At 68.0% G+C, this 23,309-nt stretch carries 17 protein-coding genes; 9 read left to right on the top strand and 8 right to left on the bottom strand.

The window, feature by feature from the left end:
* Nucleotides 1-255 precede the first annotated feature (255 nt).
* The 4 genes from WI26_RS09055 to WI26_RS09070 form a co-directional block, all read right to left on the bottom strand.
* Nucleotides 256-1,434, bottom strand: a complete 1,179-nt coding sequence (locus WI26_RS09055; protein WP_069225780.1) for an acetyl-CoA C-acyltransferase — start codon at nucleotides 1,432-1,434, stop codon at nucleotides 256-258.
* A gap of 49 nt (nucleotides 1,435-1,483) precedes the next feature.
* On the bottom strand, nucleotides 1,484-2,116 hold the full coding sequence (gene pncA, locus WI26_RS09060) for a bifunctional nicotinamidase/pyrazinamidase (RefSeq protein WP_069225781.1): 633 nt from the start codon (nucleotides 2,114-2,116) through the stop codon (nucleotides 1,484-1,486).
* A 43-nt stretch (nucleotides 2,117-2,159) separates the two neighbouring features.
* The gene (locus WI26_RS09065; protein WP_069225782.1) at nucleotides 2,160-4,244 is read right to left on the bottom strand and encodes a 3-hydroxyacyl-CoA dehydrogenase NAD-binding domain-containing protein; all 2,085 of its coding nucleotides are present in this window, start codon (nucleotides 4,242-4,244) and stop codon (nucleotides 2,160-2,162) included.
* Between the two features lie 182 nt (nucleotides 4,245-4,426).
* A complete protein-coding gene (locus WI26_RS09070; RefSeq protein ID WP_069225783.1) occupies nucleotides 4,427-6,070 on the bottom strand; it encodes a 3-(methylthio)propionyl-CoA ligase in 1,644 nt (547 codons plus the stop codon).
* A 164-nt stretch (nucleotides 6,071-6,234) separates the two neighbouring features.
* On the opposite strand from WI26_RS09070, the gene WI26_RS09075 reads away from it, so the two are divergent.
* The 5 genes from WI26_RS09075 to WI26_RS09095 all read left to right on the top strand — a co-directional run bounded on the left by WI26_RS09075 (nucleotide 6,235) and on the right by WI26_RS09095 (nucleotide 10,039).
* Nucleotides 6,235-7,803, top strand: a complete 1,569-nt coding sequence (locus WI26_RS09075) for a protein adenylyltransferase SelO (protein WP_069225784.1) — start codon at nucleotides 6,235-6,237, stop codon at nucleotides 7,801-7,803.
* 38 nt (nucleotides 7,804-7,841) lie between these two features.
* Nucleotides 7,842-8,273 (top strand): peptide-methionine (R)-S-oxide reductase MsrB, encoded by a 432-nt coding sequence (gene msrB / locus WI26_RS09080; protein ID WP_059464334.1) that lies wholly within the window; start codon nucleotides 7,842-7,844, stop codon nucleotides 8,271-8,273.
* A 124-nt stretch (nucleotides 8,274-8,397) separates the two neighbouring features.
* Complete coding sequence (locus tag WI26_RS09085) at nucleotides 8,398-8,928, top strand: septation protein A (RefSeq protein ID WP_059464333.1); 531 nt, start codon at nucleotides 8,398-8,400, stop codon at nucleotides 8,926-8,928.
* 1 nt (nucleotide 8,929) lies between these two features.
* Entirely contained in the window at nucleotides 8,930-9,238 is a 309-nt protein-coding gene (locus WI26_RS09090; protein WP_059464332.1) for a BolA family protein, read from the top strand.
* 18 nt (nucleotides 9,239-9,256) lie between these two features.
* Nucleotides 9,257-10,039 (top strand): peptidylprolyl isomerase, encoded by a 783-nt coding sequence (locus WI26_RS09095; RefSeq protein WP_059464331.1) that lies wholly within the window; start codon nucleotides 9,257-9,259, stop codon nucleotides 10,037-10,039.
* 164 nt (nucleotides 10,040-10,203) lie between these two features.
* On the opposite strand, the gene WI26_RS09100 is transcribed toward WI26_RS09095, so the two are convergent.
* Both WI26_RS09100 and purL read right to left on the bottom strand, forming a co-directional pair.
* Nucleotides 10,204-10,746, bottom strand: a complete 543-nt coding sequence (locus tag WI26_RS09100; RefSeq protein ID WP_069226391.1) for a GNAT family N-acetyltransferase — start codon at nucleotides 10,744-10,746, stop codon at nucleotides 10,204-10,206.
* A complete protein-coding gene (purL, locus tag WI26_RS09105; protein ID WP_069225785.1) occupies nucleotides 10,746-14,810 on the bottom strand; it encodes a phosphoribosylformylglycinamidine synthase in 4,065 nt (1,354 codons plus the stop codon). The genes WI26_RS09100 and purL overlap by 1 nt, the downstream gene beginning before the upstream one ends.
* A gap of 330 nt (nucleotides 14,811-15,140) precedes the next feature.
* On the opposite strand from purL, the gene WI26_RS09110 reads away from it, so the two are divergent.
* From WI26_RS09110 to pgi, 3 genes are all read left to right on the top strand, one after another.
* Nucleotides 15,141-16,442 (top strand): FAD-dependent oxidoreductase, encoded by a 1,302-nt coding sequence (locus WI26_RS09110; RefSeq protein ID WP_069225786.1) that lies wholly within the window; start codon nucleotides 15,141-15,143, stop codon nucleotides 16,440-16,442.
* 51 nt (nucleotides 16,443-16,493) lie between these two features.
* Nucleotides 16,494-18,038: an NAD(P)H-hydrate dehydratase gene (locus tag WI26_RS09115; RefSeq protein WP_069225787.1), complete on the top strand. Its 1,545-nt coding sequence runs from the start codon at nucleotides 16,494-16,496 to the stop codon at nucleotides 18,036-18,038.
* Between the two features lie 110 nt (nucleotides 18,039-18,148).
* Complete coding sequence (gene pgi / locus WI26_RS09120; RefSeq protein WP_069225788.1) at nucleotides 18,149-19,771, top strand: glucose-6-phosphate isomerase; 1,623 nt, start codon at nucleotides 18,149-18,151, stop codon at nucleotides 19,769-19,771.
* Nucleotides 19,772-19,846: 75 nt separating this feature from the next.
* Here the strand turns inward: pgi and WI26_RS09125 are convergent, their stop codons facing one another.
* A complete protein-coding gene (locus tag WI26_RS09125; protein WP_059464326.1) occupies nucleotides 19,847-20,548 on the bottom strand; it encodes an ABC transporter ATP-binding protein in 702 nt (233 codons plus the stop codon).
* Between WI26_RS09125 and WI26_RS09130 the strand changes: the two genes are divergently transcribed.
* Complete coding sequence (locus tag WI26_RS09130; protein ID WP_059511116.1) at nucleotides 20,547-21,221, top strand: arylesterase; 675 nt, start codon at nucleotides 20,547-20,549, stop codon at nucleotides 21,219-21,221. The genes WI26_RS09125 and WI26_RS09130 overlap by 2 nt on opposite strands.
* Before the next feature lie 113 nt (nucleotides 21,222-21,334).
* On the opposite strand, the gene WI26_RS09135 is transcribed toward WI26_RS09130, so the two are convergent.
* Nucleotides 21,335-23,269, bottom strand: a complete 1,935-nt coding sequence (locus WI26_RS09135; protein WP_069225789.1) for a SurA N-terminal domain-containing protein — start codon at nucleotides 23,267-23,269, stop codon at nucleotides 21,335-21,337.
* Between the last annotated feature and the right edge of the window lie 40 nt (nucleotides 23,270-23,309).

Raw genomic sequence — 23,309 nt, forward strand, 5'->3', positions numbered from 1 at the left:
GGTGCCGAATGCGCGCGATGCATCGACTGCGCCGGCTACCGGAAACGCATCACGTACGCCGGTGCGACGCACGCGTTGCCCCATCCCGCCGAAAGGCAAATGTCAGAGCAAGTATAGGTGCGGCAATTCGTTTGACAAGTAAGGGGAAACGGCAGCATCGAACCGGCGCCGTTTGCTTCCCGATCCTTTCGAATCACATGCGACGGCCGCAGCTTGCGTCAATGCAAGCGGCGGCCGTCGGCCGGCAAGCAAAAATCAGACGATTTCGAACAGCCCGGCGGCACCCTGCCCGCCGCCGATGCACATCGTGACGACCACGTACTTCACGCCGCGCCGCTTGCCTTCGATCAACGCATGGCCCGTCAGGCGCGCACCCGACACGCCATACGGGTGGCCGACCGCGATCGCGCCGCCGTTCACGTTCAGCCTGTCATCAGGAATCCCGAGCGTATCGCGGCAGTACAGCACCTGTACCGCGAACGCTTCGTTCAGCTCCCACAGGCCAATGTCGTCTACCTTCAGCCCCGCCTGCTTCAGCAGCTTCGGCACCGCGAACACCGGGCCGATGCCCATCTCGTCCGGCTCGCAGCCGGCGACCGCGAAACCGCGGAACACGCCGAGCGGCTGCAGCCCTTCGCGCTGGGCCACATCCGCGTTCATCACCACGCACGCCGACGCGCCGTCCGAGAACTGGCTCGCGTTGCCCGCGGTGATCACGCCGCCCGGCACGGCGGAACGGATCTTCGACACGCCGTCGAGCGTCGTGTCGGGCCGGATGCCTTCGTCTGCCGATACCGTCACCTCCTGCGTGAACAGCCGGCCCGTCGCCTTGTCGGCAATGCCCGCGCGAACGGTGATCGGCACGATCTCGTCGTCGAAGCGCCCTGCTTCCTGCGCGGCCGCGGCGCGCAGTTGCGACTGCACGCCGTACTCGTCCTGCCGCTCCTTCGCGATCCCGTAGCGCTTCGCGACGTTTTCCGCCGTCTGCAGCATGTTCCAGTAGATCTCGGGCTTGTGATCGACGAGCCAGCTCTCCTGGATCATGTGCCGGTTCATCTCGTTCTGCACGCACGAGATCGATTCGACCCCGCCCGCGACGTACACGTCGCCCTCGCCCGCGATGATCCGCTGCGCGGCGAGCGCAATGGTCTGCAGCCCTGATGAACAGAAACGGTTCACCGTCATCCCCGGCACGCTCACCGGCAACCCCGCGCGCAGCGCGATCTGCCGTGCGATGTTCGCGCCGGTCGCGCCTTCAGGGTTCGCGCAGCCCATCATCACGTCCTCGATGCGCGCGGGGTCGAGCTTCGCGCGTTCGAGCGCGGCCGCGACCACGTGGCCGCCGAGCGTCGCGCCGTGCGTCATGTTGAATGCGCCACGCCACGATTTCGCGAGCGGCGTGCGGGCGGTCGATACGATTACGGCTTCGGTCATGCGAGTCTCCTTCGGTCCTGCTTCATGTCCTGAATCGGATGGGAATGCGCTACGCCGTCGGGCGCGCGCCCGCGGACGTCACATGTGCGACGCCCGCAGCCTGCATCTGTTGCCATGCGTGCGCGAGCGACCCGTTCAGGTCGATCGCACGGCACGCATCGTTGATCACGGCGGCCTCGAAGCCGGCCGCGCGCGCATCGAGCGCGGACCACGCGACGCAATAGTCGGTCGCGAGCCCGCAACACCACACGCGCTTCGCGCCGAGCTCGCGCAGATAGCCGGCGAGCCCCGTGCGCGTCGTGCGATCGGCTTCGACGAACGCGGAATAGCTGTCGACCTGCGCGTCGCCGCCCTTGCGGATCACGAGCCTCGCATGCGGGACGTCGAGGTCGCGATGCAGCGCCGCGCCTTCGGTGTCCTGCACGCAATGCACGGGCCACAGCACCTGCTCGCCGTACGACAGCGCGAGCATCGAGAACGGCTCGCGCCCCGGGTGATTCGCCGCGAACGATACGTGCTCGCGCGGGTGCCAGTCCTGCGTCAGCACGACCTGGTCGAAGCGTCGCGCGAGCGCGTTGATCACCGGCACGACCGCGTCGCCGTCCGGCACCGCGAGTGCGCCGCCCGGCATGAAGTCGTACTGCACGTCGATCACGAGCAACACGTCGTCAGTGCGTTTCATTGTGTTTCTCCTTGCAAGCCGGGCCGCGCCGTCACGCACGGCGTCAGCCGTTGAACCCGCGTCCGGCCTTTGCCAGTTCCACGATCGACGATGCGAGCTGCCACGCGTCGCCGTTCGGCGCGGCCGCATAACGGCGAATCGCGCGCTCGACGTTGTAGAGGCCGACCATGTCCGCATACAGCATCGGGCCGCCGCGCCACAGCGGGAAGCCGTAGCCGGTCAGATAGACCATGTCGATGTCGGACGCCTTCGACGCGATCTTCTCCTCGAGGATCTTCGCGCCTTCGTTGACGAGCGCGAACACCAGCCGCTCGACGATCTCGTCATCGCCGATCTTGCGCCGCTCGACGCCGCGCTCCTTCGAATACGCGACGACCATCTCGTCGACGAGCGCCGACGGCTTCGCCTTGCGCTCGCCCGGCACGTAGTCGTACCAGCCGCCGCCCGTCTTCTGGCCGAAGCGTCCCTGTTCGCACAGACGGTCGGCGATCTTCGAGTAATGCAGATCGGGCTGCTCGACGTAGCGGCGCTTGCGGATCGCCCAGCCGATGTCGTTGCCGGCGAGGTCGCTCATCCGGAACGGGCCCATCGCGAAACCGAACTTCTCGATCGCGCGATCGACCTGCGCGGGCAGCGCGCCTTCCTCGAGCATGAAGAGTGCCTGACGGATGTATTGCTCGATCATCCGGTTGCCGATGAAGCCGTCGCACACACCCGACACGACCGCCGTCTTGCGGATCTTCTTGGCCACCGCCATCACCGTGGCGAGCACGTCCTTCGCGGTCTGCGCGCCGCGCACGACCTCGAGCAGCTTCATCACGTTGGCGGGGCTGAAGAAGTGCATGCCGACCACGTCCTGCGGCCGCTTCGTGAATGCGGCGATCTTGTCGATTTCGAGCGTCGACGTGTTCGATGCGAGGATCGCGCCGGCCTTCGCCACCGCATCGAGCCGGCCGAACACCTGCTCCTTCACGCCGAGTTCCTCGAACACGGCCTCGACGATCAGGTCCGCATCCTTCAGGTCGTCGTAGGACAGCGTCGGCGTGATCAGCGCCATACGCGCGTCGAGCTTCTGCTGCGTAAGCTTGCCCTTCTTCACCTGCGCGTCGTAGTTCTTGCGGATCGTGGCCAGCCCGCGGTCGAGCGCGTCCTGCTTCGTCTCGAGCAGCGTGACGGGCAGGCCCGCGTTGATGAAGTTCATCGCGATCCCGCCGCCCATCGTGCCCGCGCCGATCACGCCGACGCGGCGGATCTCGCGCACCGGCGTATCGGCCGGCACGTCGGGAATCTTGCTCGCCGCGCGCTCGCCGAAGAACGCGTGCCGCAGCGCGCGGCTTTCCGGCGTCATCATCAGCGCGACGAAACCGTCGCGCTCGGCGACGCTGCCCTTGTCGAAGCCGTTCAGCACGCCGGCCTCGATAGCGTCGATGCACTTGTGCGGCGCGGGGAAATTCGGCGCGGCGGCCCGCGCGGAATTGCGCGCGAACTGGATGAACCCCGCCGCGTTCTCATGCACGATCTTGCGATCCCGCACCCGCGGATGGGGCCCTTTCTGCACACCGACCTTGCGCGCGAACGCGACGGCCGCGTCGAGCAGGTCGCCGTCGGCCATCTCGTCGAACAGCCCGCTCGTCGCGAGCTGCGCCGACGGCACCGGCGCACCCGACACGATCATGTTCAGCGCGGTTTCGAGGCCCACCGCACGCGGCAGGCGTTGCGTGCCGCCCGCGCCCGGCAGCAGGCCGAGTTTCACTTCGGGCAGCGCGATCTGCGCGCCCGGCGCCGCGACGCGATAGTGCGCACCGAGCGCGAGCTCCAGGCCGCCGCCCATCACGACGCTGTGCAGCGCCGCGACGACCGGCTTCGCGCTCGCCTCCACCGCGCGGATCACGGTGTGCAGCGTCGGTTCCTGCAGGGCCTTCGGCGTATTGAATTCGGTGATGTCGGCGCCGCCCGAGAATGCGCGGCCCGCGCCGGTCAGCACGATCGCCGTGATCGACGGATCCTGCGCGGCGCGATCGAGCGCGTCCATGACGCCCTGGCGTGTCGACAGGCCGAGCCCATTGACGGGCGGATTGTTGAGCGTGATGACGGCCACGCCGTCGCGAGTCGAGTAATCCACTGCCATCTGCCTGCCTCCATGCATCGCGCGCCGGGGTGGCTGCGCTTCATTGTGCGCGGTCGAACGGCCGCATGTCCGAATCGAACGGAGGCAGCATACAACGAAAAAGCACGGTCGTTCAATTTGATTTTTTCCCGATCCGGGGCCGGATCGGGGAGACCGCGCGGCTGGCCGTCGCCAGCTGCAACTTACGCGTGGCCGACCGCCGTCGGCAACACGTAGTCGCGGAACGCCTCGCGCAACTTCAGCTTCTGCAGCTTGCCGGTCGCGGTGTGCGGCAGCGATTCGACGAACACGACGTCGTCGGGCACCCACCACTTCGCGACCTTGCCCTCGTAGAACGCGAGCAGCGCGTCGCGCGTCAGGTTGGCCCCCTCGCGCGGCACCACGACGAGCAGCGGACGCTCGGTCCATTTCGGGTGTGCGCAGGCAATGCAGGCGGCTTCGGCGACGCCCGGATGCGCGATCGCGACATTCTCGATGTCGATCGAGCTGATCCACTCGCCGCCGGACTTGATCACGTCCTTGCTGCGGTCGGTGATCTGCAGGAAGCCGTCGGGATCGATCGTCGCGACGTCGCCGGTCGGGAACCAGCCGTCCGACAGCGGGGACGTATCGCTCCTGAAGTAGCGGTCGATCACCCAGGGCCCGCGCACCTGCAGCTCGCCAAACGCGACGCCGTCCCAGGGCAATTCGTTGCCGTCGTCGCCGACGATCCGCATGTCGACACCGCAGATCACGCGCCCCTGCTTCTCCAGCAACCGGCGCTGCACGTCGAGCGGCCGCTGCGACTGCGCCCAGTTCAGCTTCGCGAGCGTGCCGAGCGGCGACAGTTCGGTCATCCCCCATGCGTGGATCACGCGCACGCCGTATTCGTCCTCGAACGTGCGCAGCATCGCGGGCGGGCACGCGGAGCCACCGATCACCGTGCGGTTCAGCGTCGAAAAACGCACGCCGGCCTCGCGCATGTAGTTCAGCAGCCCCAGCCAGACCGTCGGCACGCCCGCGGAGAACGTCACGCGTTCGGCCTCCATCAGTTCGTACAGCGACTTGCCGTCGAGGTCCTTGCCGGGCAGCACGAGCTTGCCTCCCGTGAGTGGCACCGCATACGGCAACCCCCACGCGTTCACATGAAACATCGGCACGACGGGCAGCACGGCGTCGAGCGCCGACAGGTTCATCGCGTCCGGCAGCGCGGCGCCGTATGCGTGCAGCACCGTCGAGCGATGCGAATACAGCACGCCCTTCGGGTTGCCGGTCGTGCCCGACGTGTAGCACAGGCCGCACGCCTGCAACTCGTCGAGGCGCGGCCAGTCGTAGCGGCCGTCCTCGGCCTCGACGAGCGTTTCGTAGCACAGGAACGGTGTCGCGCCGGACGGCAGATGCGCGGCGTCGGTCATCGCGATCCAGCCCTTCACGTGCGGACACTGCGGCGCGATCGCATCGACCAGCGGCGCGAAATTGATGTCGAAGCAGACGAAGCGGTCTTCCGCATGATTGACGATGTAGGCGATCTGCTCGGGAAAGAGGCGGGGGTTGATCGTATGGCACACGGCGCCCATCCCGCCGATCCCGTAGTACGCCTCCAGATGCCGGTAGCCGTTCCAGGCAAGCGTGCCGACGCGGTCGCCCGATTCGACGCCGAGACGCGCGAGCGCCTGCGCGAGCCGCTTCGCGCGCTGCTCGCAGTCGCGGTACGTGTAGCGATGCAGGTCGCCTTCCACGCGCCTCGACACGATCTCCGTGTCGCCCGCGTAACGCGCGGCATGCGCGATCAGCGACGACACCAGCAACGGCATGTCCATCATCTGGCCCAGCAACGGCTTACCCATCGTCTTGTTCTCCCGGAAGGACGCGAATCGGTGACCAGCCTCGAAGCGGTGCGCCAGCCTGCAGCCCGTCCACGGCCCGGACAGCGCTTGCGCAAGGCGCGCGGGCCGCCATGCGGGCGGCGCGGCGCCGCCTTACAATATCGGCTTACCCAGAGGCGCTCAACATGTCGTTTTCCCGAAGCGCAGCCGCTACGGCTGACACTCTTCCCGACCTCGCCGCGACGCTCGGCGCGCCCGCCGCCGACGCATTCGTCACGCTCGGCGACGCGTTTCATACGCGGCTGCCGGCCGCGCCGCTGCCCGCACCGTACGTCGTCGGCTTTTCCGACGAAGTCGCGCACCTGCTCGGTCTGCCGGTGTCGCTTGGCCAGCAGCCCGGATTCGCCGAGCTGTTCGCCGGCAACCCGACGCGCGACTGGCCCGCGAGCGCGATGCCGTATGCGTCGGTATATTCCGGTCACCAGTTCGGCGTGTGGGCGGGCCAGCTCGGCGACGGCCGCGCGCTGACGATCGGCGAACTCCCCGGCACCGACGGCCGGCGCTACGAACTGCAGATCAAGGGCGGCGGCCGCACGCCGTATTCGCGGATGGGCGACGGTCGCGCGGTGCTGCGTTCGTCGATCCGCGAATTCCTGTGTTCGGAAGCCATGCATCACCTTGGCATCCCGACCACCCGCGCGCTCACGGTGATCGGCTCCGATCAGCCCGTGGTGCGCGAGGAGATCGAGACGTCAGCCGTCGTCACGCGTGTTTCGGAGAGCTTCGTGCGCTTCGGCCATTTCGAGCATTTTTTCTCGAACGATCGCCCGGACCTGCTGCGCCAGCTCGCCGATCACGTGATCGACCGCTTCTATCCGGCGTGCCGCGCCGCCGACGATCCGTACCTCGCGCTGCTCGAAGCCGCGACGCTGCGCACCGCCGACCTCGTCGCGCAATGGCAGGCGGTCGGCTTCTGCCACGGCGTGATGAACACCGACAACATGTCGATCCTCGGCATGACGATCGACTACGGCCCGTTCGGCTTCGTCGACGCGTTCGACGCGAACCACATCTGCAACCACTCCGACACGAGCGGCCGCTACGCGTACCGGATGCAGCCGCGCATCGCGCACTGGAACTGTTACTGCCTCGCGCAGGCGCTCCTGCCGCTGATCGGGCTGCAGCACGGGATCGCCGACGACGATGCGCGCGCCGAGCGCGCGGTCGACGATGCGCAGGCCGTGCTCGCGAAGTTTCCCGAACGCTTCGGCCCCTCGCTCGAACGCGCGATGCGCGCGAAGCTCGGCCTTGAACTCGAGCGCGAGAACGACGCCGAGCTCGCGAACAAGCTGCTCGAAACGATGCACGCGAGCCACGCGGACTTCACGCTGACGTTCCGCCGTCTCGCGCAGCTGTCGAAACACGACGCGAGCCGCGACGCGCCGGTGCGCGACCTGTTCATCGATCGCGACGCCTTCGACGCGTGGGCGAACCGCTATCGCACGCGGCTGTCCGAGGAAACGCGCGACGACGCCGCCCGCGCGGCCGCGATGAATCGCGTGAATCCGAAATACGTGCTGCGCAACCATCTGGCAGAAGTCGCGATCCGGCGCGCGAAGGAAAAGGATTTTTCCGAAGTCGAGCGACTCGCGCAGGTGCTGCGCCGGCCGTTCGACGAACAGCCGGAACACGAAGCGTATGCGGCATTGCCGCCCGACTGGGCCGGGTCGCTCGAAGTGAGCTGCTCGTCGTGACCCGCACGACCCGACCGACCAATCAGGAGAACCTCCACATGTCACACGATTCCGACGACAAGACCTTTCCGTATCAGAAGGACGACGCCGAACTGCGCCGCCGGCTCACGCCGCTTCAATACGAAGTCACGCAGCATGCGGCGACCGAGCGCGCCTTCACCGGCGAATACACGGACACCGAGGACGCCGGCATCTACAAATGCGTCGTCTGCAGCACGCCGCTGTTCGAGTCCGGCGCCAAGTTCCATTCGGGCTGCGGCTGGCCCAGCTACTTCAAGCCGCTCAACGGCGAGGTGATCGACGAGAAGATCGACCGCTCGCACGGCATGGTGCGCGTCGAGGTGCGCTGCAACCATTGCGGCGCGCATCTCGGCCACGTGTTCGAGGACGGCCCGCGCGACAAGACCGGTTTGCGGTACTGCATCAATTCGGCTGCGTTAAACTTCGAGTCCCGACCCGAAAACGAATGAGCGGCGCCGGACGAATCGGTCGGACAGCCTTCGCGGCTGCCCCGATCCCGGACGGTGGCGCCTGGCGGGTCCCCACAACGGTGAAAGGCCGCGCGATGCGGCCTTTCACGCAGCTGCGAGCGCCATGAAATTCCTGTTCGATCTGTTTCCGATCATCCTGTTTTTCGCCGCCTTCAAGGTCTGGGGCATCTTCACCGCCACCGCCGTCGCGATCGCCGCGACATTGGCCCAGGTCGCGTGGGTCGCCTTCCGGCACCGGAAGGTCGACACGATGCTGTGGGTCAGCCTCGGCGTGATCGTCGTCTTCGGTGGCGCCACCCTCGTCCTGCATGACGAGAAATTCATTCAATGGAAACCGACTGTGCTGTACTGGCTGTTTGCGATCGGGCTGCTCGCCGCGCGCTATGCGTTCGGCAACAACCTGATCGAGAAGATGATGGGCAAGCAGCTCACGCTGCCGCACCCCGTGTGGGACAAGCTGAACGTCGCGTGGGCGCTGTTCTTCGCGGTGCTCGGCGTCGCGAACCTGTACGTGGTGCACAACTACACTGAATCGCAGTGGGTGAACTTCAAGCTGTTCGGCACGACGGGCGCGATGGTCGTGTTCATCATCCTGCAGAGCCTGTGGCTCACGAAGTACCTGAAGGACGAATGACATGACCGACGCTTTCCTCAACGCCTCGCCCGACGAACGCATCGCGCTGATCGAGGCGCGCCTCACCGCCTCGCTCGCACCGCTGTCGCTCGCGGTTCGCGACGACAGCGCGCAGCACGCGGGCCACGCCGGCGCGGCCGCCGGCGGCCATTACACGGTGACGATCGTGTCGGCCGCCTTCGCGGGCAAGCCGCGCGTCGCGCGGCACCGGCTGGTGTATGATGCGCTCGCTGATGCGATGCAGCGCGGCATTCATGCGCTCGCGATCGTGGCTTATACGCCCGAAGAATTCAACGAATCTTCAATCTAGTCTCAACAGGAATTCCCGATGATCCTGAAATCCCCCCGCCTGTGGGTCGCGGCAGCTGCATTCGCAGCGGCACCGGCATTTGCCCAGAACATCGCCGTCGTCAACGGCACGCCGATTCCTAAGTCGCGCGCCGATGCGATGGTCGCGCAGCTCGTCCAGCAGGGCCAGACCGACAGCCCGCAGCTGCAACAAGCCGTGCGCCAGGAACTCGTGAATCGCGAAATCCTGATGCAGGAAGCGATCCGCGAAGGCATCCCGAACCGCCCGGACGTGAAGGCGCAGGTCGCCGTCGCGCAGCAGACGGTCGTGCTGCGCTCGATGATCGAGAGCTTCCTGAAGAAGAACCAGCCGACCGACGCCGAAGTGAAGGCGCGCTACGACGATCTCGTGAAGGGTGCCGGCGGCAACCGCGAGTATCACCTGCACCACATCCTCGTCGACAACGAGCAGCAGGCGAAGGACCTGATCGCGAAGATCAAGGCCGGCGCGAAGTTCGAGGATCTGGCAAAGCAATACTCGAAGGATCCGGGTTCGGGCAAGAACGGCGGCGACCTCGACTGGTCCGATCCGAAGGCGTACGTGCCGGAATTCGCGGCGGCCGCGCAGAAGCTCCAGAAAGGCCAGATGACCGACACGCCGGTGAAGACGCAGTTCGGCTGGCACATCATCCGCGTCGACGACGTCCGCGATATCGCCCCGCCGCCGTTCGACCAGGTGAAGGCGCAGATCGCGCAGCAGCTCGTGCAGCAGAAGCTGCAGGCGTTCGAGGAAGGTCTGCGCCAGCAGGCGAAGATCCAGTAACGCCGGCGCTCGTCGCCTATGCAAAGGCCGCTCCCGGGAGCGGCTTTTTTTTGTCACGCATGCGTACGGTGGGCCGGCCCGACGCGGCGGCCGCGCAAGAAAAAAGCCGCTGCGGGGCGGCTTTTCAGGACTGCGGGATCGCGTACCGGCAGCGGGGCGAACCGCTATGCCGGATGGAACGCATCGTGGTAGCGGACCTCGCCCGACGGCCGCGGCGCGGCTTCGTCGAGCGGCAGCGCGAGGAAATACTCGGGCGGCGCATCCGTGAACACCAGATCGCCGGACTGCACGAAGCCGAAACGCGCGTAATACGCCGGATCGCCGAGCACGACGCAGCCGCGCGCACCGAGCCGGCGCAATGCGTCGAGCCCCGTGCGCACGAGCCCCGCGCCGATGCTCTGCCGTTGGCATTCGGGCAGCACCGCGAGCGGCGCGAGCCCGTACCACTGCTGGCTGCCGGCCGGCTCGCCGCCGATCGACACAGGCGAGAACGCGACATGACCGATCACGCGCTCGTCGCGCTCGGCGACGAGTGACACGCTGAGCATACCCTCCGCGCGCAGCGTATCGACGATCCGCCGTTCGAGCTGACCGTGCTGCGGCTCGCTCGCGAACGCGGCCACGATCACGCGACCGATCGCATCGACGTCGCTCGCGCGTTCGTCGCGCAGCGTGACGATCTCGACCGGTGCGTGCGGATCGAACATCAGCCGATCCAGCGGCGTGCGTTGCGGAACACGCGCATCCACGGGCTCGCTTCACCCCAGCCTTCCGGATGCCAGCTCATCGTCACCGTGCGGTGCACGCGCTCCATGTGCGGCATCAGCACCGTGAAGCGGCCGTCGGCCGTCGTGACCGACGTGATGCCGGCAGGCGACCCGTTCGGGTTGAACGGATAACGCTCGGTCGCTTCGCCGCGGTGATCGATGTAGCGCATTGCGACCGCGACGCGATCGATGTCGCCCTGCTGCGAGAAGTCCGCATAGCCTTCGCCGTGCGCGACCGCCACCGGAATCCGCGAGCCTTCCATCCCCGCGAAGAAGATCGACGGCGACTTCTCCACTTCGACGAACGAGAAGCGCGCCTCGAACTGCTCGGACTTGTTGCGCGTGAACTTCGGCCACGCTTGCGCACCCGGAATCATTGACGCGAGGCTCGACAGCATCTGGCAACCGTTGCAGATGCCGAGCGCGAACGTGTCGGGACGCGCGAAGAAGGCCGAGAACATGTCGGCGAGATTCGCATTGAAGCGGATCGTCTTCGCCCAGCCTTCGCCCGCACCCAGCACGTCGCCGTACGAGAAGCCGCCGCAGGCCACCGCGCCCGCGAAATCGGCGAGCGTCGCGCGGCCGGCCAGCAGGTCGCTCATGTGCACGTCGTGCGCGTCGAAGCCCGCGCGGTCGAACGCATATGCCGTTTCGAGATGCGAGTTCACGCCCTGCTCACGCAGGATCGCGACACGCGGGCGCGCGCCCGTCGCGATGAACGGGGCGGCGATGTCCTCGGCCGGATCGAAGGTGAGCACCGGCGAGATGCCAGGGTCGGCCGCGTCGAGCAGCGCGTCGTACTCGGCGTCCGCGCAAGCGGGGTTATCGCGCAGGCGTGCGATGCGCCAGCTCACTTCGCCCCACGCGCGATGAAGTTCCGCGCGCGGCGCGTCAAATACCTTCTTCGCGTCGCGGTACACCTCGATCACGTCGCGATCGTTGACCGTGCCGATCACGTGCGAGCATGCCGACAGGCCGAACTCGCGCAGCGCGCCGAGCACCGCGTCGCGATCGGCCGCACGCACCTGCACGACGGCGCCAAGTTCTTCCGAGAACAGCGCGCGCAGCGTGCGATCCTCGCGCCGGCCGCTCGTCTGCTTCGCCCAGTCCTTCGCGTCGCCGTAGTCCGATTCGTGATTCGGGTCGAGCGTCAGCATGTCGACGTTCAGCGACACGCCCGCGTGACCCGCGAACGCCATTTCGCACACCGCTGCCCACAGGCCGCCGTCCGAGCGGTCGTGGTACGCGAGCAGCTTGTCTTGCGCATTGAGCGACTGGATCGCGTTGAAGAAGCGCTTGAGGTCTTCAGGATCGTCGACGTCCGGCGTCGCGTCACCGACCTGCTGCGTAACCTGCGCGAAAATGCTGCCGCCCATCCGGTTCTTGCCGCGGCCGAGATCGATCGCGATCAGCACGCTGTCGCCCGCGTCGGCGATGCGGCGCAGTTGCGGCGTCAGGTGGCGGCGCACGTCCTCGACCGGTGCGAACGCGGAGATGATGAGCGACACCGGCGACACCACTTCCTTCGCGACGCCCTGCTCGTCCCACTTGGTCTTCATCGACAGCGAATCCTTGCCGACCGGGATGCCGATCCCGAGCGCCGGGCACAGCTCCATGCCGATCGCCTTGACCGTGTCGAACAGTGCGGCATCCTCGCCGGCCGTGCCGCACGCGGCCATCCAGTTCGCCGACAGCTTCAGCTTGTCGAGCGACGCGATCGGCGCGCTCGCGATGTTCGTGATCGCCTCGCCGACGGCCATGCGGCCCGATGCCGGCGCGTCGATCACCGCAAGCGGCGTGCGCTCGGCCATCGTCATCGCCTCACCCTTGAAGCCCGCGTAGTCGAGCGCAGTCACCGCGCAGTCGGCCACCGGCACCTGCCACGGGCCGACCATCTGGTCGCGCACCGACGTGCCGCCGACCGAACGGTCGCCGATCGTGATCAGGAACGACTTGCTGCCGACCGTCGGATGCTTCAGCACGTCGACCGCGACTTCCGACAGCGCGATGCCCGTCACGTCGACCGGCGCGCGCTCGGTCGTCACGCGCGTGACGTCGCGGTGCATGCGCGGCGGCTTGCCGAGCAGCACTTCCATCGGCATGTCGACGGGGAATTCCTCGATACCGGTGGCTTCGTCGTCGACGAGCTGCAGCTGGCGCTCATCGGTCGCGACGCCAACCACCGCGAACGGGCAGCGCTCGCGTGCGCAGATCGCCTCGAAGCGCGGCAGGTCGGCCGGCGCGATCGCCAGCACGTAGCGCTCCTGCGCCTCGTTCGACCAGATTTCGCGAGGCGACAGGCCCGATTCCTCGAGCGCGACCTTGCGCAGTTCGAAGCGCGCGCCCTTGCCCGCGCCGTCGACGATTTCGGGGAACGCGTTAGACAGGCCGCCCGCCCCGACGTCGTGGATGCTCAGGATCGGGTTTTCCGCGCCGAGCTGCCAGCAGCCGTTGATCACTTCCTGCGCGCGCCGCTCGATTTCCGGGTTGCCGCGCTGCACCGAGTCGAAATCGAGTTCGGCCGTGTTCGCGCCGGTCGCCATCGAGCTCGCCGCGCCGCCGCCCATGCCGATCCGCATGCCCGGGCCGCCGATCTGGATCAGCAGGGAACCGGCCGGCACGTCGTGCTTGTGCGTGTGTTGATCCGCGATGTTGCCGAGGCCGCCCGCGATCATGATCGGCTTGTGATAGCCGCGCACCTGGCCGCCCACGTTCTGCTCGTACACGCGGAAGTAGCCGCCGAGGTTCGGACGGCCGAATTCGTTGTTGAACGCGGCGCCGCCGAGCGGGCCGTCGATCATGATCTGCAGCGGCGACGCGATGCGGTCCGGGCGGCCGTACGGGCCGTGCGCATCGTTCGGGTTGCGCTCGCCGAGCGGCTGAGCCGCGTCGCGCGCGTTTTCCCACGCCTGGCGCGCGTCCGGCAGATCGAGGTTCGACACGGTGAAGCCCGTGAGGCCGGCCTTCGGACGCGCACCGCGGCCCGTCGCGCCTTCGTCGCGGATCTCGCCGCCCGCGCCGGTCGCCGCGCCCGGGAACGGCGAGATCGCCGTCGGGTGGTTGTGCGTCTCGACCTTCATCAGCGTATGGGTGAGCTCGGTGTGACGACCGTAGCGTTCGCCCGGCTCGCCGGCCGCGCCCGCGTTGCGCGGAAACCAGCGCTCGGCTTCGGCGCCCATCATGATCGACGAGTTGTCCGAATACGCGACGATCGTGCCTTGCGGGCTCAGCTTCTCGGTGTTGCGGATCATCGCGAACAGCGACATGTCCTGCGCTTCACCGTCGATGGTCCACTGCGCGTTGAAGATCTTGTGGCGGCAATGCTCGCTGTTCGCCTGCGCGAACATCATCAGCTCGACGTCGGTCGGGTTGCGTTCGAGTTTGCGGAATGCGTCGACCAGATAGTCAATTTCGTCGTCGGCGAGCGCGAGGCCCAGTTCGACGTTCGCGCGCTCGAGCGCGGCGCGGCCGACGCCCAACACGTCGACTGTCGCGAGCGGCTTGGCCGGCAGTTCGTCGAACAGGTGCTTCGCGTCGTCGCGCGCGGCAACCACGCTTTCGGTCATCCGGTCATGCAGCGCGGCCGCGACGGCTGCGCGCGCCTCGTCGGACAGCGCCTTCTTGCCGCCGAGCAGGCCCGACTTCAGCGTGACCGTGAATTCGACGCCACGCTCGATGCGGCGCACTTGCGTGAGGCCGCAGTGCTGCGCGATGTCGGTGGCCTTGCTCGCCCACGGCGAAACCGTGCCGAAGCGCGGCAGCACGACGAAGGTCTCGGCCGTGCCCTTCTCGGCCGCCGGCTCGAACGGCGCGCCGTAGTGCATCAGCGCGTCGATGCGTGCGCTGTCGTCGGCCGACAGCGGCTCGGACGCATTGACGAAGTGCAGGAACTGGCCGCGCACCGCGACGATGTTGGCGTCGATTTGCCTGAGCGTGTCGAGCAGACGGGTTTGACGGAAATCGGAGAGGGCCGAAGCGCCGGGAAAACACGAGAAGTGAGCCATGGGCTGGACTGACGTCGATGAGTCGCGCGAGGTGGCGACGTGGGGCGAAAGGAAGGCCGTAATTATAACCGGAAGTCAGTCGTCCCAGACCGGCTGATCGGCACCCGTCACGCACCGCGACGGTGCACCGGCATCCGCCGCGCACAGCCGCCTGTCTGGCCGCCCTGTGCGGCCGCGGCAGCCGGCGAGCGCACGATGGCCGAATCGGATGGGGTCGCGCGACGCCGGTTCGCGCGATTTTGGCGCTATCATTGCCGATTCACCGGGCCGGGAGCCCGTCAGCGAATCCTCACCGGGCGGCATGCATGCCACCCGTCATCGAAGCAATCCATGGATGTCATCGTCATCGGCGGCGGAATCAGCGGCGTCGCCACCGCCTACCAGCTGCGCGCGGCCGGCCATCGCGTGTGCGTGGTCGAACGCCACGCGACCGTCGCGCAGGGCGCGACCTACGGCGACGGCGGCACGCTGCTGCCGAGCCCGCTCGACGTCTGGTTCGGCCCGACCTTCATGCGCCAGCGCCAGCCGCGCGACACCGGCATCGTCTACAAGCCCGGCTTCAACGGCGGCGTACGCCGCTTCGTCAAGCAGCTCGCCGCGTTGCGCGAGCCCGACGCCTTCGCCGCGCAATATGCGCGGCTGCGCCCGCTGATCGACGCGTCGCGCGAGTCGCTCGCCGACATCGAGGCGCGCTTGCAGCTCGAATTCGAGCAGAAACCCGGGATCCTGCACGTCGTGCGCGACCCGCGCGACTGGGAAGCGCTGCAACCGGCACTCGACCTGCTGCGTACGCTCGACCAGCCGTACCGCGTGCTCACGGCCGACGAATGCGCGGCGCTGGAACCGTCGGTGCCGGCCGAGCCCGGCTTTGCCGGCGGCGTGCTGCTCGAGGGCGAGCGCACCGGGAACTGCCCGCTGTTCGCGAAACTGGTCAAGCAGACGCTCGACGAGCACGGCGTGCAGTTCCGCTTCAGCGCGGACGTCGCCGCGATCCGCGTCGACGCCGGCCGCGCCGCGATCGAGCTCACGCCCGCCGGCGGCAGGCACGCGGCGAAGGCGCACGAGGTCGACGTGATGTCGGCCGACGCGATCGTGGTCGCCGCGGGCGCCGGCAGCCTGCCGCTGCTGGAGCGGCTCGGCTGGCGAGTGCCGCTGCATCCGGTGCGCGCGCATACGCTGACCGCCCCCGTTGCGTACGAAGAACATGCGCCGCACCTGAGCGTCGTCGACTCGATCAAGCGCATCTCGATCACGCGCACCCACCAGCGGTTGCGCATCGGCGGCGGCGCCGTGCTGCAGAGCCTCGCAGACACCGCGAAACCGCTCCCCGAGCCGCTGTCCGAGGCCGCGCTGGCGCTGCTCGGCCAGGCCGTCCATGACTGGGTGCCGGGCGCCGCGAAGATTTCCGCCGCGCTGTCGTGGCAAGGCACGCAACTGCTGTCCCCGGACGGCCTGCCGGTCGTCGGTCCGACCCCGCATCCGCGCGTGTTCGTCAATTTCGGCCATGGCCCGGCCGGTTGGGGTCTCGCGTGCGGGTCTGCTAAAGTGGTGACCGACTGTCTGAGCGGCAACACGCAGCAGTGGCCCGCCGACACGCTCGCCGCGCTGAGCGCCGCGCGCTTCACGACCTGACCGCCACGGGCCCGTCCCGGGGCGGCTTCCTCCCGCCGCCATGACCCCGCGATGACGAATCCCCGCCCGCTTCCCGACTCCGCCCCGCTCGCGCTGCTGCGCGTCGCCGACCTGCGCGCGGCCGAGGCCGCCGCGATCGCCGAACTGCCGCCGCACACGCTGATGGGCCGCGCGGGCGCCGCCGCCGCGCGCTGGCTGTCCGAACGGGTGGCCGGCGACGACCGCCCGGTCTGGTTCGCGGTCGGCCCCGGCAACAACGGCGGCGACGCGCTGGTGGCCGCCGCACAGTTGCAACAGCTCGGCGTCGCGACGCAGGCCTGGATGCCGGTGCCGGTCAAGCCGGACGATGCGCAATGGGCGCTTGGCCTCGCGCGCGCGGCGGGCGTGCCGCTGTCGGCCGAACCGCCCGCCTCGCTCGGCGATTACGCGTGGGTCGTCGACGGGCTGTTCGGCATCGGCCTCACTCGCGCACTCGACGGACCGTTCGCCGCTCAGGCCGCACGCATCGCAGCCCATGCCCGAAGCGGCGGCCGCGTGCTCGCGCTCGACGTACCGAGCGGGCTCGACAGCGACACGGGCCGGATCGTCGGCGCGGGCGTCGCAGTCACCGCGACGCACACGCTCACGTTCATCGGCGCGAAGCCCGGCCTTTATACCGGCGACGGTCGCGACCTCGCCGGCGAGATCGACATCGCGTCGCTCGACGTCGCACCGCCCGCCGCGCCAGCCGTCGTGCTGAACGCGCCGGCACGGTTCGCGGCCGCGCTGCCCGCCCGCGCGTTCGCTTCGCACAAGGGCACGTTCGGCAGCCTGGCGGTGCTCGGCGGCGATACCGGCATGTGCGGCGCACCGATCCTCGCCGCGCGTGCCGCGCTGTTCGCGGGCGCCGGCAAGGTGCATGTCGGCTTTCTCGGTGCCGGCGCGCCGCCGTACGACCCGCCGTTTCCCGAACTGATGCTGCATCCTGCGGACAGCCTCGATCTCGATGCGATGTCCGCGATCGCGGCAGGCTGCGGCCTCGGCGCGCGCGAGGCCGCGGTTGCCCTCGTGCGCGACGTACTCGCGCACGACGCCGCGACGCTGCTCGACGCCGACGCGCTGAACCTCGTCGCGACGCACGCCGACCTCGCGGCCGCCGTTGCCGCGCGCGCCGCACGAGGCGACGCGTGCGTGCTGACGCCGCATCCGCTTGAGGCAGCGCGGCTGCTCGGCAGCGATACCGCGACGGTGCAGCACGACCGGCTGGCTGCGGCCCAGGCGCTTGCCTCGCGCTACGCAAGCATCGTCGTGCTGAAGGGTTCGGGCACGGTGATTGCGGCGCCCGACGGCCGCGTGACGATCAACCCGACCGGCAATGCAGCGCTCGCCACCGGCGGCACCGGCGACGTGCTCGGCGGCCTGATCGGCGCGTTGCTCGCGCAGCGCGTCGCACCGTACGAAGCCACGCTCGCGGGCGTATACCTGCACGGCCTCGCGGCCGACACGCTGACCGCGAACGGCACGGGTCCGGCCGGCCTCACCGCTGGCGAACTCGCACCGATGGTGCGCACGCTGATCAATCGCCTTTTTTACCCGGCGGCGCGCGCCGACATATAACGCCGCTATACTGGGTGCCCCGCCGCACGGCGGGCCCGCTCGTCCGCCGGCGTTCCGATCCGATGCGCCGGCGCGGCATTCCTCCCGATTCACGCTTCACTCGAACCGCCATGACGCTGAATTCGCTCCCCGCCTGGACTGCCCTTCAATCCCACTTCGAACAGATCCGCCACGCGCGGATGCGCGACTGGTTCGCGCCGGAAAACGACCGCGCGCCGACCCGCGCCGAACGCTTCACGGTCCCCGGCGGCGGCCTCGCGGCCGACTTCTCGAAGAACCGCATCAACGACGACACGCTGCGCCTGCTCGTGCAGCTCGCACGCGAAGCGGGTGTCGAGGCGCGCCGCGACGCGATGTTCGCCGGCGACATCGTCAACCCGACCGAAGGCCGCGCCGCGCTGCACACCGCATTGCGCGCGACCGACCCGCACGCGCCGTTCCATGCGCAGGTCAGCGCCGAGCGCGCGAAGATGGCGACCTTCGCGCGCGCCGTGCGCAGCGGCGCGTGGACCGGCTACACCGGCAAACGCATCCGCCATGTGATCAATATCGGCATCGGCGGCTCGGATCTCGGACCGAAGATGGTCACTCACGCGCTGCACCATGTCGCGACGCCCGACATTTCGACCCACTTCGTGTCGAACGTCGACGGCGCCGATCTCGCGCGCGTGCTCGAACAGGTCGACCCGGAGGAAACGCTCGCGATCATCGTGTCGAAGACCTTCACGACGCTCGAGACGATGACGAACGCCCGCTCGCTGCGCGACTGGTTCATCGCGCGCGGCTGCCCCGAGGACGCGCTCGCGAAGCACTTCGTCGGCGTGTCGGCGAACCCGGCCGAAGTCGTGAAGTTCGGCATCTCCGCCGACAACGTGTTCGAAATGTGGGACTGGGTCGGCGGCCGCTATTCGCTGTGGTCGGCGGTGGGCCTTTCGATCATGATCGCGATCGGGCCCGAGCAGTTCGACGAACTGCTCGCCGGCGCGAACGACATGGACCGCCATTTCCGCGAAGCGCCGCTCGACCGCAACCTGCCGGTGCTGCTGGGCCTGATCGGCATCTGGTACCGCAACTTCTTCGGCTCGCAGAGCTATCTCGTCGCACCGTATTCGGAAGCATTGCACTACCTGCCGTCGTACCTGCAACAGCTCGAGATGGAAAGCAACGGCAAGTCCGCACGCCTGGACGGCACGTTCGTCGACTACCCGACGTCGGCCGTCACGTGGGGCGAGCCGGGCACCAACGGCCAGCACGCGTTTTTCCAGATGCTGCACCAGGGCCCGACGATCGTGCCGATCGACTTCATCGCGGTGCTGACGCCCAAGCATCCGCTTGCGAGCCATCACCCGAAGCTGCTCGCGAACTGCTTCGCGCAGAGTGAAGCGCTGATGCTCGGCCGCACGCTCGACGAAGCGCGCAAGGTCGCCGGCCCCGGCAAGGAAGCACTCGCGCCGCACCTGACGTTCCCCGGCAATCGCCCGACGACGACGTTGCTGGTGGATGCGCTGACGCCGCGCACGCTCGGCGCGCTGATCGCACTCTACGAGCACAAGGTGCTGGTGCAGGCAACGGTGTGGGACATCAATCCGTTCGACCAGTGGGGCGTCGAGCTCGGCAAGATTCTCGGCAAGGTCGTCGAAGCCGACCTGTCGGCCGAATCGGTCGATCCCGCGAAGCACGATTCGTCGACGACCGCGCTGATCGAGCGCGCGCGTGCGGCACTCAAGCGCTGACGCGACAGCGTCGAGCACATGCCGGTCGCGCCGGGCAATGCGCCCGCTGCGGCCGGCAAGAAATTCGGCGTCGCGCTATGCTGCGTGCGGCGCGACGATGCGCCCGGCGTCGATGGTGACCGTCGTCGTGCAGCGCCGCGCGAGTTCGGCATCGTGCGTGACGAGCACGAGCGTCGCGCCGTGCGTGCGGTTCAGTTCGAACATCAGGTCGATGACGGCGTGGCCCGTGGCTGCATCGAGACTGCCGGTCGGTTCGTCGGCGAACAGGATCGCGGGATGCGTGACGAACGCGCGCGCGAGCGCGACGCGCTGCTGCTCACCGCCCGACAGCAGCTTCGGATAATGCGCGGTGCGCTCGCCGAGACCGACCTGCACGAGCAGCGCGCGCGCCCGATCGGCCGCGTCGCGCGCGTTGATGCCGCCCTGCAGTTCGAGCGGAAGCATCACGTTCTCGAGTGCCGTCAGGTGCGGCATCAACTGAAACGACTGGAACACGAACCCGACCGCGCCGTTGCGCAGCGCGGCGCGCTCGTCCTCGTCGAGCTGGTCGAGCGCGCGGCCGAGCAGGCGAACCGTCCCGCTCGTCGCGCTGTCCAACCCCGCAAGCAGGCCGAGCAGCGTCGATTTGCCCGACCCCGATGCGCCGACGATCGCGAGGCTGCTGCCAGGCCGCACCGCGAACGTGATGCCGTCGAGGATCGTCAGCTCGCCCGTTGCATCGGCGACCCGCTTGCACACGTCATGGACTTCGATGATCGGATCGGTAATCTTGAACATGGACACGACATTCCGCTGGAAAGGACGCGCGGCGCTCGCCGCGTTGCTGGCTACCCTGCTCGCAGCAAACGTGCCCGCACGCGCCGCGACGGCGGCGGCCCCGACATCGGGCCAGCCCGCGCTCGTCGTGCTCGGCGACAGCCTGTCGGCCGAATACGGGTTGCCGCGGGACACCGGCTGGGTTGCGCTGCTGCGGCAACGGCTTGCGACCGAGCGGATCGATTATAGCGTCGCGAACGCAAGCGTCAGCGGCGACACCACGAGCGGCGGCCGCGCGCGGCTGCCTGCGGTGCTGCGACGGCTCAAGCCGTCGATCGTCGTCGTCGAGCTCGGCTCGAACGATGCGCTGCGCGGCGTGCCGCTCGCAACGACCGAACAGAACCTGCGCGACATCATCGCCGATGCGCGGCAGGCGCGCGCGAAGGTCGTGCTGGTAGGCATGTACGTGCCACCCAACTACGGGCCCGACTACACGCAGAAATTCCACGCAGTCTATACGCGCCTGTCGAAGGAACTCGGCGTACCGCTCGTGCCGTTCCTGCTGGCCGGCATCGAGAACAAGCCGGAGATGTTCCAGTCGGATCAGATGCATCCCGCGCAGCAGGCACAGGGCATCCTGCTCGACAACGTCTGGCCGACGCTGAAGCCGCTGCTCGGCAAGCCGCACGGCTGATCTCGCGACGCATCTTCGTCACGCGAAAGCAAAAAGCCCCGCTTCGAGCGGGGCTTCTTGTTGCTGCACGCGAAACCGTGAACGGCGCTTCGCATGCTTGGCTTGGTCGTGGCTTAGTTGCCGCCGTCCTGCGACTGGCTCTGCGTGGTGCCGTACAGCTTCACCTTCGAGCGGTCGCGCAGCGCGGCGAGATACGCCTCGCCTTCGCTTTGCGCTTCGACCTGCGCCATCTGCTGCTGCGCGGCCGCAAGCTGTTGCGGATCGACGGCCGTACCCGGGATCACCGCATTTACGCGATAGATCGCATAGCCGTCCGCGCCGAGATCGACGCCGACGTATGCCGGCAGCGTCTTCGCATCGATCTTGTAGACGGCGCTCAGCGCCGCCGGCGTCAGCCCCTGCGACTGCGTGCGCGACACCTTCTGAGCGGCCGTGAAGCCATCCGCCGATTTCGACTTCTGCAGCTCGGCCAGCTTCGCCGCGCCGTCCTTCTTCGCGAGTTCCGCGGCCTGCTCGGCGATGACCTTCTGACGCACCGCATCCTTGATCGTGTCGAGTGCCGGCACGGCAGCCGGCTTGTAGTCGGTCACGCGCGCCGAGATCAGCGTGTTGTTGCCCACGTCGATGGCCTGCGTGTTGTTCCGGTTCTTCACCGAGTCGTTCGCGAACACGGCGGCGAGGAACTTCGGATTGTTCAGCGGGCTCGTCGGCGGCAGTTGCGGATTCGGCACCGGTGTGACGGTGGCCGTCTGGATCGTCAGCTTGTACTTGTCGGCGGCCGGCTGCAGCGTCTTCGCCTTTTCATAGACGGTCGACGTAAAACCTTCCGCGTTGTCCGAGAACGCCTTCGCCGCGTACTGCTGCTTCAGGTCGACTGCGATCTGGTCCTTCACGTCCGCGAACGGCTTGACCACCGACGGCTTCACTTCCGTTGCCTTCAGGATGTGGAAGCCGAGATCCGATTGAACGACACCGCTCACGTCGCCCTGCTTCAGCGCGAATGCGGCATCGTCGAACGCCTTGCCGCCCGCGGTCGAGCCGCGCGTGATGAAGCCCAGATCGCCGCCCTTCGCCGCCGACGGCGCGTCCTGCGAGTTCTTCTGCGCGATCTGCGCGAACTGGTCGGGATGCGCCTTCACGTCGGCCAGCAGTTGCTCGGCCTTCGCCTTCGCGGCCGCCTTGTCGGCGGCGCTCGCGTCGCTCGCCGCGGCGATGAAGATGTGGCTCACGCGCACCTGCGCTTCCGAGCGGAAGTGCGTCGGGTTGTCGTCGTAGAACTTCTTGATGTCGGCATCGGTCGGCTGCGCGCTCGCGGCAGCAGCCGCCGGCGAATAGACGAGATACTGGATCGTCGCGGTTTCCGGCGTCGCGAAGTTCTGCTTGTGCGCGTCGTAGTACGCGGCGAGCTGTGCGTCGGTCGGCTGCACTTTCGCCGCATAGTCGCTCGCCTTCAGCACGAGCGCCTGCACTTCACGCTGCTGCGCCGCCAGTTCCGACAGCCGTTGTGCCGGACCCTTCGGCGTGAATGCGCTTGCCACGATGCTCGCCGGAATCTGCTGCAACGCGAGGCTGTAGCGCACGCGTTCCTGGTACTGCTCGGGCGTCATCCCCTGGAACGACAACAATTGCGCATAGCGCTGGACGTCGATCGTACCGTCGGGTTTCTTCAGCGACGCGATCATCGGGTCGCTCATCAGCGCGTCGCGCACTGCGTTGTCGGATGCGGTCAAGTGCAGGCGCTGCGTCTCGTCGGCCAGCACACGTTGCTGGATCAGGCCATCGAGCACTTGCTTGCGATGTTCAGGCGTGTCGAACGCCTTGATGTCGAACTGCCCGCCGAGCGCCTGGCGCGCCTGGTCGATCTGCTGGCGGAACGCGCCGTCGAATTCGACCCGCGTGATCTTGTGCCCGTTGACCGCCGCGACGTTCGCGCTGTCGTCGAAGAAGCCGCGGAAACCTTGGATCCCCACGAAACCCAGCCCCGGCAATACGATCAGGAGCAGGAGCGCCATCATCAGGCGCTGGTGATTACGAAAGAAATCGAGCATGCGTGACGGGAAAATTGGACAAAACGTCCGATATTACAAC

The sequence above is a fragment of the Burkholderia diffusa genome (genome assembly GCF_001718315.1).
Lineage (GTDB): Bacteria > Pseudomonadota > Gammaproteobacteria > Burkholderiales > Burkholderiaceae > Burkholderia > Burkholderia diffusa_B.